This window comes from Peribacillus sp. Aquil_B1, assembly GCF_022603275.1.
Classification (GTDB): domain Bacteria; phylum Bacillota; class Bacilli; order Bacillales; family DSM-1321; genus Peribacillus.
In genome coordinates this window covers 370,996-383,386 of the sequence record NZ_JAKXEE010000001.1, presented here as the reverse complement: position 1 = coordinate 383,386, position 12,391 = coordinate 370,996, and the positions used below count along the sequence as shown (strand labels likewise).

The following is a 12,391-nucleotide window of genomic DNA, read 5'->3' as shown; positions in this document are numbered from 1 at the left end:
TTTCTTTAGAGACTATCATCCATCAAGCCTTTTTCACATATAAAGAAAGTAATAAGAGTTTTATTCATTTTTTTCACGCCTGAAAAAGAAAAAACCCCCATTGATGAAAACGAATTTCATCAACAGGGATTTAAAGGTGTTTTGTTTTATATTTTCTTTCAGGTCTTCCTACACTGCCATACAAAACTTCAACTTCCATTTCATTACAGGAAACTAAATACTCCAAATATCGGCGCATGGTTGAATAACTAATTCCAACGAGTTGACCTAGTTCATCAGCATTTAAACTGCCATTGACGCTTTGAATCTTACTTCTGACCATTTTCAAGGTATGTTTGTCAATTCCCTTGGGAAGAGGATTCATTTGGACATCATTTACTTTATTTGGGTTACTTATGGTCCGAAAAAGAGTATCGACTTTATCTTGATTTACTAAGTTATTATTATGCAGCTGCTGTCTCGTCAGGTCGTATTGGTTGAGCGTCGCTAGAAGCTTATCGATAATGATGGGTTTTATTAGGTAACCAAAAGCCCCTCCCCTAATCGCTTCACTGACTGTTTCGGTATCATTCGCGGCGGTGATCAGAATTACATCAATGCCCCGGTATTCTCTCCTAATTTCCCGAAGAAGGTCAATTCCATTCATATCCGGTAAAAAGATATCCAATAAAATTAAGTCCGGCTGTGCGGCATGTAATATATTTAACGCTTGCTTACCTGTGCTAGCTGTAGCAATGACAGTAAATTGATCTAGTTGATCGGTAAATTGTTTATATATATTCACAGCATTCTCATCATCTTCAACAATGACAACTGTAATCGGTCCTTTGGACATTTTCACACCTCCTGTTCTGCTTTTATATTCTTCGGGAAGGCGATTGTAAATCTTGCTCCGCCCAAATAACTTTGATCAATATAAATTTCACCGCTCAAAAGACCAATGGAGTTTTTTACAATGGCCAAGCCGATCCCATGATTTTCCCCATTTTTAGTCGTATAACCATCTGTAAAAATAATATCTTCCATTGCATGAGGGATACCTGGACCGTTATCCTCGATGTCAAATATAATTTCGTTTCCTAAATCAGTAAACGAAATTTTGACCTTTCCCTCATTTTTGTTTTTTTGCCGTGCTGCCTCCATCGCATTATCGATGACATTACCAATAACGGAAACCAAGTGATGGGAATCCTCAGGCTTTAATGAACTGTTTAAATTGCTTTCCTGTTCTATTTCTAATATAACCTGCAATTCTTTTGAACGGTTTATCTTTCCAAGTAAACAGGCGGCGATTAACGGATCTTTAACCGATGACATTAGAAACGAAATGATATCTTGCCTCTCCCTCACTTCAGAAGAGATGATAGTCAATGCCCTATCATATTGTTTTAAACTTAGTAATCCATAAATGGTATTTAATTTATTTAAAAACTCATGGTTTTGTGCCCGCATATTTTCTGAAAAGGCCTTGATTTCTGAAAATTCATTTGTTAATTGTTCAATTTCGGATACTGTTCTTATTGTTAAAACGATGCCCCTGACGTCATTATGATTTAGGATTGGGAATAAATCCAAAATATATAGCTGCTGGCCTAAAAGTAACTTACGATTGAACTGTCCCTCTTTTGTGCTGATTACTATTTTGATGAGTTTTTCTAAATGCCCATTTACAACCCGCTTTCCCACCATAAGCTGATGATCATGAAACAATTCACGTGCTCTTTTATTCATGGAAGTAACCTGTTTTTCAATATTAATCGTAATGGTAGCATATCGGATGGCATCAAGTGTCGCTTCCCTTTCTTGAAATAGAAAAGAAATTTCCTCCGGCTCTAGTCCTAAAGTAAGCTTTTTTAAGCGTCGCGCTATAAATAGTGCCCATACGATTCCTACACCAATTGGAATAAGTGACAAATGAATAATCTTCATTTTATAATCGGATAGTTGATCTTGCACATTCTCTACCAAAAACCCTACAGATGAAACACCGATAACTTCCCCTTTATCATTCCAGATAGGTGCCTTAGCTTTAATCGCTGGACCTGAAATCCCATTTCCTTGATAAATAATTGATTTGTGTTCATTAAGTACTGCATCATTACTAGTAGCAGTAGGCTTCCCAATATATTCTGGATTAGGATGAGAGTATCGAAGTCCTTTATGGTTCGCAATGGTTACATAATCGGCACCTGTTGTTTGACGAATCATTTCTGATGCGGGTTGAATCACCTCTGAGGGCTGTTTATTGTTAAATCCCTGGATGATCGTTGGATTTTGGGCTGCTAATTTAGCCACCGTCATTGCTTGCTTACCCATATGGTTTTCGACGATGTCTTCCAACAGTGTAGAGAATAGAAGGCTCACAAGCAATGTACTGATAAAAACAACGAATATGATAAGTAATGTCATTTGAGTTAATAAGTTCACTCTAATTTTAAACTCCACATTTATGCCCTTAACCTTTCTGTAATAATTGCTCATACTCGTAGAGTATAAAAATAAAATGATGTTTCGTATCATGAAGAAAATAATAGTAAATTCCTATATAAGAAAACAGTTTATTTATACCATGGTTGAGACCAGGCGGGAACCTTTTTCTTTACAGAGTTCACTTAGTTAATAGTTCTTCCCATTCTTCAAGTGATAGTTTTTCAGTCATGTGCTTATATGCATCAGGGACTTCTACCGAACACATGAGTTCGAGACTATTTCCATCGGGGTCATTGAAATAGACGGAAGCATTACCTTGGTGCGGGCGTACAAAAGGTTCAATCGTTGTCCTTTTTCCAAAAGGGACAACTTCAATTTTTAGGGATTGGAGCCAAGTTAATGCATTTTTCATATTTTCATAAGATACCCGAAAGGCGATATGCCTTAGTGAAGGGTGGTATGGAGTTTGATATTCTTTCCCTTCCCATAATCCGACCCAGCTTTTGTTTTCCTCTATCCAAAAGAAGGCAGTATCTTCATCCCTCCAAGCTAGTTTCAAGCCTATTTTCTTATAAAAATCCATTGAGATGGCCAGGTTCTTTACGGGCAGATGGGCTTCATATAAACCTTCTATCATATTATATTATCCTTTCTCCTTTTAAATAATGAAATCTTTTGCGGCGAAAATATCCCGAGATTATTTCTTCATCTCTAAAATCCTTTACAATTTATGCGGCTATTATATAGAAGAAAATGGATTTAAAGGTTCCTACTATAATGGTAGAACATTAGCTTTTGACCCGAATCCGCACTGATTTCCTCATTAATCGAAATCCGTTCAAAACCGTTTTTCACTAAAACCTTTTGGGAGGCAATATTGTCGCTTTTCGTTTTGGCATCTATTTGAGCCACATTCAATTTCGGCGCCAGCTGCACCAAAAGCTTTAAAGCTTCATTCGCAATCCCTTTTTGCGTAAACGCTTCACCAATTCTATAACCGACGTGAGCCGTACCATTAATCGGGTCTATATCCACAAGATTAATCCTGCCGACGATCATGCCTGAACCATCCTTGATCAAATAAAAAGAGGAGGTAGCATCTTCCTGCTCTTTTAATAATTCCTTATGCCTGATTTCAAACGTTCCAAAGGTATAATAATCACCTCCCCGGCCTGGGACCGTTTGCTCGAAAAACCTTCTATTATTGCATTCAAATGCAAATAACGCTTGTGCATCCTGTTCACTAAGCCTTTCAAGGTATATATCCATATCCTTCATCCTTTCAAGAAACGCTAAGCATATACGGCCTGATATATCATTCAAGAAAAACAAGGGATTATCCTTCCTGATAAATATTTATAATGGAAGATTTGTACCTAGCTTGTTCCGGCCATCCTTAATTGTTCCCTCTTATCCAGCTCCTGAATAAAGATGAATACATGAATTACTTGAAAAGTCAAAAATAAATTATTTTCTTCTGGTAAAAAATGAACGGATGATGTATCATAGTCATCAGATATTTATTATTCACATTTGGTTAATCGGAATTGGGGGAATATATATGATTGGTTATGTGTTTTTAAATCTTGCCATAATGCTCGTTCTTTTAGGCGTTTTATTTTACATGAATAAGAAGCATGTTTCCTTTACAAAAAGGGTCTTTACTGGACTTGGTTTAGGGATTGTATTCGGTCTTCTTTTGCAGTATTTCTATGAACCTCAGTCAGAAGCGATCGTTAAATCGGTCGATTGGTTTAACATTGTAGGTTCCGGCTATGTCAAGTTCCTGCAAATGATCGTCATGCCGCTTGTCTTCATTTCGATCTTATCCGCATTCACAAGATTGAAACTGACTAGCAATATTGGAAAGATCAGTGTCCTGATCATCGGAATCCTGCTTGGAACGACTGCGATTGCAGCAGCTGTCGGGATCACCTCGGCAACTGTATTCAATTTGGAAGCCGTTCAAATTGAGCAAGGGGAAGCGGAGTTAAGCCGCGGGGATCAAATTTCGGAAACATACGGTACGATTCAGGATAAAACGATGCCGCAGCAAATCCTTGAATTGATTCCATCCAACCCGTTCCTTGATTTAACGGGAGCACGTCCTACATCAACGATTTCCGTTGTAATCTTTGCTGCATTCCTTGGGATTGCTTATTTAGGGGTCAAAAGGAAACAGCCTGAACATGCTGAATTTTTTGCTAAAATAGTAGATACATTGCACAGCATCGTCATGCGCGTCGTAACATTGATCCTGCGTTTAACACCTTACGGAATCTTGGCGATCATGACGAAGACGGTAGCTACGAGTGATTTGGATGCCATCCTGAAATTGGGGAAATTCGTAGGTGCTTCTTATGTAGCCCTGATTGTCATGTTCCTCATCCATTTGCTATTGCTGATGCTTGCAGGGTTGAATCCAATCGTATATTTGAGAAAAGCTTTCCCGGTTTTATCATTTGCCTTCACTTCAAGAACAAGTGCAGGAGCTCTGCCATTGAACATCCAAACACAGAAACAACTAGGCGTGTCCGAAGGTATTGCCAACTTCGCCGGATCCTTCGGCTTGTCAATCGGTCAAAACGGCTGTGCCGGAATCTATCCGGCCATGTTAGCGGTCATGATCGCTCCAACGGTTGGAATCAACCCACTGGATCCTTCATTTATAGCCATGTTGATTGCCATCGTGGCCATTAGCTCTTTCGGGGTTGCAGGTGTAGGCGGAGGAGCAACATTCGCTGCCATCCTGGTATTATCTGCAATGAACTTGCCAATCGCCTTGGCTGGACTGTTGATTTCCGTCGAACCATTGATCGATATGGGAAGAACGGCTGTGAATGTCAGCGGAAGCATGACTTCCGGTATTCTGACCAGTAAAATAACGGGAGACCTGGATAAGGAACAGTTCAGCGAAGAATCATCTTTGAAAATCGAAGCTGAAATGTAAAAGAAAAAAGCATCGGACTTCCTGTCATGGGGGTTCGATGCTTTTTTTCTTTGCTTGTAAATTGGAACTATATAATACTTCAATCACTTTTGGTTTTCCTGATGGTATATCCACAATAAGCATCGTTATGATACAACATGGGAATGATGATTGAAACCCATTTTAAGATAAAATTCATTTTAAATAAGTACATGCAAGATATTTTTTTGTTTCTTATATCTTCCCTTTATTTCCCCCACACCATCAATTGTTTGCGTATTAATGTTTACAGAGGGTTCATTCTCTACTATCAGGTGTAATTTATTTATGTTTTGAGTTCCATCATCGACATGGGCAATAACCTGTTGTTGAATAAGAAAATCTTGATTATTCATTCTTACTTTTATAAAGCTCTTATGTAAATGTCTATCTTCTAATGGGATGATATTCATCGGGTCAAAGGATACAGCAGTTATTTCCCCTTCAATATATAGATGAAATCCTGCTTGTTCATTAAACTCTTCAAATGCTTTCATTCTCTTTTCTATAGCAAAATTAATGACTTCCTCTGTTTCAGAACTTATTTTCACATCAGCTATTGAATGTTCCAAATAATCATCGGACAACTGTTTTAATAGGTCATATAATGTATCTTCTCTATCAAAAAAACCTTCCACCCAGCCTGGTGAAAGCTCCTCCAGTAACAAACACATAAACAAACCGGAACTATAACAACTTCTTCTAATACTAGAAGTAGATTCATATTTGTTTATTAGTTGTTGTGCATACTTTTTTAAAACTGAATGGTAATCAAGCGGGCTTTTTTCCGAGTAAGCTTTTAATTCGACATACCACGCAGGTCCCTCAATGGTTTCTCATATGTTAGGTACTCTTCAATCTTGGTTGCTCTTTTTTCCCTTAGTGCAAGGAAAGCATTAAGGTATTGTTTCTTCTTAATTAAGTGATTTTCCAACATCGCATGATAAAGATTTGTTCGTTCCTGATTTCGCAATTCCACATTTTCTTTTGACAACGGATAGGTGATTCCAATCAATTCATCGGGAAACCGTTTTTCATCCTTTATATATTGATAGCCATGAAATAATTCATGAACCAGTATTGAATACAAATCTTCATATTCCACATACGAATCCATATTAACAATTGCTGTGGGATATTCTTCATACATAATGATTGTGTCACCAATAAACTGTACATCCCAGCTTAAAATATGATATGTACATGGTGGATTGTTACTGAATTTAGGATGATTGAATAGATAAACATTGCTCTTATCATATAATGCATACGCAACAAGTTCAAAACCTGGCCAATAATTTTCCAACTTTGCTTTAACCAAGTCTTCAGCAATCCGATCAAGATGATGAGGCATTCTTTTCCTCCTCTCCACTGTTACATTAGGTTAAAAACATAATACCATATATATTTTAACATAAATATCCAAATCTTAATTGAAACAAAAAAAGCCACTGTAACATATCAGCTCATGGGAGCGAATATTCTTACGGTGGCTTTATTCATATGGTCACTTTTTAATTTGCCTCGCAGTGTAATGATTGGCCTGAAAAGCCGATAGCGCTGTGAACGTATACTGGACAGCTGCATATACCCCACATGCGAGAAGTATCCCTGCGAGTACATCCAATACAGCATGCTGTTTCGTAAATAGCGTGGAGAGGATGATCAGTGTTCCGAATGCAGTGACACTGGCATACTCCCATTTGTGCTCTTCTTTCCGCTTATGGGCGACGATCATCATGATGAATGTAGTCAGCACATGAATGCTGGGAAGACAGTTGACAGGTTGATCATGACTATAGACCAATCGCATTAAATGGGCAAAGATATCATTGCCCACCACTTCTGGACGCGGAACTGTCGTTTGCCAAAGGCAATAGACAAGAAAACAGAAAAGTTTCCCCGATATCAAACTGCCTAATCCTACGAAATATTGCTTTCGGTCAACAAAACAGTAGTAAATCAGCAATCCATAAATATACGGATACCAAAGTAAATAAGGAACGACAAATTCTTTAATAAAGGGAATCTCTCCATCTATTATAGTCGTAACATCGACAGCATGACCTGAAGATTGATTGATGATTGAATAGATGGAACTAGTAATCACCAAAAGTATTAAATAATATAACGGGTGAAAGGATAGTATGGAATTGTTTTTCATGGCTCGCTCCGACTTTCAATATATTGGTTTTTTTCCAAAGATTATTATACAACATTTTTCACTAGATTAACTCTTTAATTGCAAAAGTTAATGATTCCCATGAACTAGTAAAATGGATATCTCTTACTTTTCATCAGACCAAGAATACATAACGAAAGCCATGGCATACTACCATGGCTTGAAACTGAAACTTATATATGTGAAGGCAAAAATGATATCTCTAGATTTTGTTATGGCGTTTTTTCCATACAAACGTTAAGGAAATGAAGATGTAAATGCAAAGTGTAATGACCGTAACGATTATGGAAGTCGTGAAAATGATTCCGATCAAGATCGTTATTAAAGCGATGATCGCAGCCCATGTCGTATACGGGAACCATTTTACCGAATAGGCACTTGTTTTTCCGGACTGTTGTTTACGTGATTTCAAATGGGCGAAAGCAATGATCAACCAGATGAATAATACGGTATATCCCAGCGAACCCATTAGGAAATCGAAGGTCTTGCTTCCAGCAAATAAGGAAATCAGTACACCGCCATATAAAGCTGAAGTACACATTAATATTGCGGGAACAGGTACTTTCTTATTGGATAACCGGGAAAAGATTTTCGGAACGCGACCATCCACGGCTTGTGTATACAGAACGCGGGATGAACCATACAACCCGGAGTTCATCGATGAAATGATCGCTAATAGAACAACGGCGTTCATGATATGGTCGGCACCTGGAATCCCAATCATTTGAAAGACCATTACAAACGGACTTTCCTTCACCCCGTTTACCTCGTTCCAAGGAATTAAGCTAACGATGATGAAAAAAGGAATGATATAGAAAGAAATGATCCTGACCAATGTACTGCGAACGGCTTTTGGAACGACTTTTTCGGGATTTTTCGTTTCAGCTAATGTGACCCCGATGATTTCCGTACCGCCATATGAATAGATTACCACCAGCATCGCCGTGATCAAACCTGTCGATCCATTCGGGAAGAAACCGCCATGCTCAGTCAAGTTAGAAAAACCGACGGCTGTATGATCACCAAAAGTAACGAGCAGCAACAATAATCCAGCGATGATGAACACAATGATGACGGTAATTTTAATTAAAGCAAGCCAGTACTCCGTTTCAGCAAAAACCTTTACCGACAGCAAGTTAACCGCAGTAACTAAAATCGAAACAGCTAATGCCAGTATCCAGATTGGATACCCAGGCAGCCAATATTGAAGGAAAATCGCCGCAACCACTGATTCGGCCGCGATATTCAATACCCACATTTTCCAATAGATCCAATCCAGGAAATAGGCAGGATACTTTCCTAAAATCGATTGGACCAAATCCCTGAATGTTCGTGCACCGCTATTGCGGACCGCCATTTCAGCTAAACCTTGCATGATGAATAATAGGATGATGCCCCCTATCAAGTACGCAATGATTACGGAAGGGCCTGCCATATCAATGGCTGAACTGCTTCCTTTAAATAAACCTGCCCCGATGGCACCGCCTAATGCCATCATCGTAATATGCCTTGAAGTCATTGTCCTCTGTAAATTCCGTTTGTCCGTTTCCATATCCTTACCTCCCCAAAATCAAAAAAAGCATATCGTCTCTTCCTTCATAATCAAATGAAGAAAGAGACGATATGCCTTAAGCTTACCGCGGTACCACTCTTATTGGCTCTTTTCTAGAACCCTGCTTTAAAAACCTTGTAACGAAGGTCAATCGTTAAAACAAAAGAATGGAATCATTCCTATCTTTCGCTTTACCACTCCCAGGCAAGTTCAAAGTATCATTGGACTGCGTTGCACCAACCCGCAGCTCTCTATACCGAATAATGAGCTTTTACTACTCCTGTTCATTGCGTTTGAAAAATTATATCTGAATATTTTTAATAATATCCCATACTATACGGACTCAAGGTAAATTTGTCAATAACTTTCTTAGGATAATATTTTCAAAGAAACAAATTAGAGAAAATCGTGAAAGCCCTTGATCCAATTATAGGATAATGGCAGCCAAATAATATACAAAATTAATAGCAATTAAGGAACATCCTGCGGCTGCAGAATCAAGTGTTAGATAGTCTTAAAAGATAAAAATGAAGATCACATGATGGTTGAAGCGTATTTGCAAAGTTTCCTAAAGACAAAGATGCCCTTTATGGATACCCTCAATTTACCAGTAGTTTCGCAAATTCAACAAACCCTCTTATGACTTATTTAACAGGCTCTATATAGAAAAAAATCCCACTTTCCTTGTCTATTGCAGGGCTTACTTCACTAGTTTGTGTTTTAACGATAGGACTTTGATCTTCACTTAATCCAGTGTAAATTGTATAATCCTTTCCTGATTGTGTTGTTGTTCCCCAACTGATCTGGGAGGAATACTTTTTGACTTTATCGTTTTTAACAAGAACATCTTGATCAGGGTCATACCAAGCAAACTTTCCTTCTTGCTCACTTATGCTTGAAACCCCTACTCCCAAGCCTTCTTCTAATTGTTTTTTATAAATAACAAATGTTTCTCCGTTTTCACTAACTTCTCCAATGATGTCTTCTTTTTTCATCTTTTCTTCTATAATGCCATGATTAATTGTTTCTTCTTTGGTTTTATACCATTTCAATTCACCGGTTCCACTATCAGCTATTGCAGAACACCCTGTAAGTGCAATCATGGCTATTGCAAAAGGTAGCACTACTTTCACTTTAAAAATCCCCCTTTTAAGAAAAGATGTAATACTTAAATCATGCATTCGATGCGAATAAAATTACAATATATAAAAAAACCTTTTCCTTATCCATCATCAATAATTCCACTGGTCACCTAATTAAATCAATATATTCATAAAACCCCAGACTCTCCTAAACGTTTAAAATTCCATCCCTAACCATGATGCAGCCACCATCAGAACCCCAACGACCACCACCACAACCGGCCCTACAACAATTAATCCAAATAGCAATGAGCCTACTGCGTCCAAGAAGATTCGAAATGGTCCTGCTTTTTCCTTTTTATTGGCTTGCTCCGTTAATAAGTCTTCAAGATGACCGACTTTTTGCTTCAATTCCTGCAACTCTTGAATTACTTTTGTGTCCTGGTCCATGAATTACCACCCTCTTTAATTAACAATAAGTGTTAATTCTATCATTTACACCCATTTTTAAAAAGTGAGATTTAACCTCTAAACCAAATCTATTTTAAAACTATTTTTTCAAATTCTGTCATCAGTGATACAATAACATGGTCTGAAATCAATCCACTCTATAGAACACGTGAGGTATCATATTTTTTATGAAAGCAATACGATTATTAAAGAGTTTTAACTTTTTATATTTTGGACTGCTTGCCATTTTCATTCCGTTTCTCCCAGTCTATCTGGCTGATCAAGGTTTGCGTCCAGCCCAAATCGGATTCATCATCGGTACAGGAGGTTTTGTCACTCTCATTACCCAGCCTTTATGGGGAATGATCAGCGACAAAACAAGGACGATACGAAAAGTCCTGTTGTTACTCATCTTTTTCTCGAGCGTAATCGGTTATTTCCTCTATGATTCAAGCAGTTATCTTCAGCTCATCCTGTTTGCCATGCTGCTATATTTCTTTCTGATGCCGATCGATCCCCTGACGGAAAGCCTCAATTTTACGATGGCAGAGAAATCCGGGATCAGCTACGGCTCCATCCGAACCTATGGTGCATTGGGTTATGCGGTTATATCGCTGATCACCGGCTATGTTATGTCATATTTCGGAGCGAACAGCCTTGCGTTCCTTTTTGCAGGAATAGGTTTGATCAGTTTCATTGTCAGCTGGCTGATGCCTGATGCACCTGTTTCCGGGAAACCTGTCACCTTAAGCAGTCTTAAGCATTTTTTCAGCAATAAAGAGACGCTTCTCTTTCTGTTATTGGTCTTTATCTGTGCGGTTCCAGCAAGGATGAACGATACCTTCCTCGGAGTGTATATCCGGGAACTTGGAGGAAGTGCCAAGCTTGTAGGCTTGACCTGGTTCTTAGCGGCGGGAAGCGAAATCATTGTGTTCGCCCTAAGCTTTTGGTGGCTGCGCAAAGGTAAGGAAATCATCATCATTTCGTTTGCAGCAGCGTTTTTCTTTATCCGTTATTTCGTCTCTGCGTGGATTACCGATCCACAGCTATTAGCTTATTTGCAAGTCATGCAGATATTGACTTTCCCGATTTTCTACTCGGCGGCCATCCAATATCTGTATCGGATCGTTCCGGTGGAATGGCGTGCCACAGGCCAGACCGTACTGGCGCTGCTATTCTTCGGGGTTTCGGGAATCATTGCTTCTTATATAGGCGGGGCCATATATGGAACTTACGGCGGGAAGACCCTTTACTTGTTCATTTCCTCCATCTCCTTTATAGGAATGGTATTCGCTTTGGTTCTTTATCGGATATACGGAAAGAGGCTCGATACCGCAGAGGAAGCCGTATAATCTAAAAAACTGTATAAAAAAAGAGCATGTTTTGATCAAAACATGCTCTTTTTGCATTCCGTTAGCGAAATAATGGGGCAACCGTTAACATTAGCACAGAGAAGCAAAGCAAGATTGTCGTTGTCCCGTTTGAGAGTTTTACTTGTCTGCCATTTTTATAGAACCCAGAAAATTGAAGGCGATTTTTATAGAGTACATAAAGTAATGGAAGAATTGCCAAAGCAACAATCCATCCGCCTGTAGTATTCTCTACAGTTATACCAAAAATCGCATAAATTGAATTAATGATGAACCCTATTATCATTCCAATAACGAAAATGATGGTGATTATACGAAATAATTCTAAGATAACTCTTAACATCAATTTCACCTACT

The 12,391-nt window shown here is 38.5% G+C and carries 13 protein-coding genes and 1 other annotated feature; of the genes, 2 read left to right on the top strand and 11 right to left on the bottom strand.

Annotated elements, in window-relative coordinates; translation table 11 throughout:
• Window positions 1-130: 130 nt before the first annotated feature.
• From MPH60_RS01895 to MPH60_RS01880, 4 genes are all read right to left on the bottom strand, one after another.
• Window positions 131-835, bottom strand: a complete 705-nt coding sequence (locus tag MPH60_RS01895; protein WP_241589151.1) for a response regulator — start codon at window positions 833-835, stop codon at window positions 131-133.
• Window positions 836-837: 2 nt separating this feature from the next.
• Window positions 838-2,427 carry an ATP-binding protein gene (locus tag MPH60_RS01890; RefSeq protein ID WP_241589152.1) on the bottom strand — a complete coding sequence of 530 codons (1,590 nt, stop codon included), beginning with the start codon at window positions 2,425-2,427 and terminating at the stop codon, window positions 838-840.
• A gap of 181 nt (window positions 2,428-2,608) precedes the next feature.
• The gene (locus MPH60_RS01885; protein WP_241589153.1) at window positions 2,609-3,067 is read right to left on the bottom strand and encodes a VOC family protein; all 459 of its coding nucleotides are present in this window, start codon (window positions 3,065-3,067) and stop codon (window positions 2,609-2,611) included.
• Window positions 3,068-3,189: 122 nt separating this feature from the next.
• Window positions 3,190-3,699 (bottom strand): GNAT family N-acetyltransferase, encoded by a 510-nt coding sequence (locus MPH60_RS01880; RefSeq protein WP_241589154.1) that lies wholly within the window; start codon window positions 3,697-3,699, stop codon window positions 3,190-3,192.
• A 292-nt stretch (window positions 3,700-3,991) separates the two neighbouring features.
• On the opposite strand from MPH60_RS01880, the gene MPH60_RS01875 reads away from it, so the two are divergent.
• Window positions 3,992-5,380 carry an L-cystine transporter gene (locus tag MPH60_RS01875; protein ID WP_241589155.1) on the top strand — a complete coding sequence of 463 codons (1,389 nt, stop codon included), beginning with the start codon at window positions 3,992-3,994 and terminating at the stop codon, window positions 5,378-5,380.
• 179 nt (window positions 5,381-5,559) lie between these two features.
• Here MPH60_RS01875 and MPH60_RS01870 read toward each other — a convergent pair whose 3' ends face one another.
• From MPH60_RS01870 to MPH60_RS01845, 6 genes are all read right to left on the bottom strand, one after another.
• Entirely contained in the window at window positions 5,560-6,036 is a 477-nt protein-coding gene (locus MPH60_RS01870) for a hypothetical protein (RefSeq protein WP_241589156.1), read from the bottom strand.
• 161 nt (window positions 6,037-6,197) lie between these two features.
• Window positions 6,198-6,752: a hypothetical protein gene (locus tag MPH60_RS01865; RefSeq protein WP_241589157.1), complete on the bottom strand. Its 555-nt coding sequence runs from the start codon at window positions 6,750-6,752 to the stop codon at window positions 6,198-6,200.
• A 153-nt stretch (window positions 6,753-6,905) separates the two neighbouring features.
• Window positions 6,906-7,562, bottom strand: a complete 657-nt coding sequence (locus tag MPH60_RS01860) for a phosphatase PAP2 family protein (protein ID WP_241589158.1) — start codon at window positions 7,560-7,562, stop codon at window positions 6,906-6,908.
• 220 nt (window positions 7,563-7,782) lie between these two features.
• Window positions 7,783-9,132, bottom strand: a complete 1,350-nt coding sequence (locus tag MPH60_RS01855) for an amino acid permease (protein WP_241589159.1) — start codon at window positions 9,130-9,132, stop codon at window positions 7,783-7,785.
• 59 nt (window positions 9,133-9,191) lie between these two features.
• Window positions 9,192-9,429: a binding site (T-box leader), on the bottom strand.
• 347 nt (window positions 9,430-9,776) lie between these two features.
• On the bottom strand, window positions 9,777-10,265 hold the full coding sequence (locus MPH60_RS01850) for a hypothetical protein (protein WP_241589160.1): 489 nt from the start codon (window positions 10,263-10,265) through the stop codon (window positions 9,777-9,779).
• Between the two features lie 165 nt (window positions 10,266-10,430).
• Entirely contained in the window at window positions 10,431-10,664 is a 234-nt protein-coding gene (locus tag MPH60_RS01845; RefSeq protein ID WP_241589161.1) for a hypothetical protein, read from the bottom strand.
• A 188-nt stretch (window positions 10,665-10,852) separates the two neighbouring features.
• On the opposite strand from MPH60_RS01845, the gene MPH60_RS01840 reads away from it, so the two are divergent.
• The gene (locus MPH60_RS01840) at window positions 10,853-12,016 is read left to right on the top strand and encodes an MFS transporter (RefSeq protein ID WP_241589162.1); all 1,164 of its coding nucleotides are present in this window, start codon (window positions 10,853-10,855) and stop codon (window positions 12,014-12,016) included.
• 61 nt (window positions 12,017-12,077) lie between these two features.
• Here MPH60_RS01840 and MPH60_RS01835 read toward each other — a convergent pair whose 3' ends face one another.
• A complete protein-coding gene (locus tag MPH60_RS01835; protein WP_241589163.1) occupies window positions 12,078-12,377 on the bottom strand; it encodes a hypothetical protein in 300 nt (99 codons plus the stop codon).
• Window positions 12,378-12,391: the final 14 nt, after the last annotated feature.

Excerpts from the sequence above, each read along its gene's own strand:
- MPH60_RS01855 (WP_241589159.1), bottom strand. The coding sequence starts at position 9,132 with ATGGAAACGGACAAACGGAATTTACAGAGGACAATGACTTCAAGGCAT.
- MPH60_RS01875 (WP_241589155.1), top strand. The coding sequence starts at position 3,992 with ATGATTGGTTATGTGTTTTTAAATCTTGCCATAATGCTCGTTCTTTTA.
- MPH60_RS01840 (WP_241589162.1), top strand. The coding sequence starts at position 10,853 with ATGAAAGCAATACGATTATTAAAGAGTTTTAACTTTTTATATTTTGGA.
- MPH60_RS01885 (WP_241589153.1), bottom strand. The coding sequence starts at position 3,067 with ATGATAGAAGGTTTATATGAAGCCCATCTGCCCGTAAAGAACCTGGCC.
- MPH60_RS01895 (WP_241589151.1), bottom strand. The coding sequence starts at position 835 with ATGTCCAAAGGACCGATTACAGTTGTCATTGTTGAAGATGATGAGAAT.
- MPH60_RS01845 (WP_241589161.1), bottom strand. The coding sequence starts at position 10,664 with ATGGACCAGGACACAAAAGTAATTCAAGAGTTGCAGGAATTGAAGCAA.
- MPH60_RS01865 (WP_241589157.1), bottom strand. The coding sequence starts at position 6,752 with ATGCCTCATCATCTTGATCGGATTGCTGAAGACTTGGTTAAAGCAAAG.
- MPH60_RS01835 (WP_241589163.1), bottom strand. The coding sequence starts at position 12,377 with ATGTTAAGAGTTATCTTAGAATTATTTCGTATAATCACCATCATTTTC.
- MPH60_RS01880 (WP_241589154.1), bottom strand. The coding sequence starts at position 3,699 with ATGGATATATACCTTGAAAGGCTTAGTGAACAGGATGCACAAGCGTTA.
- MPH60_RS01860 (WP_241589158.1), bottom strand. The coding sequence starts at position 7,562 with ATGAAAAACAATTCCATACTATCCTTTCACCCGTTATATTATTTAATA.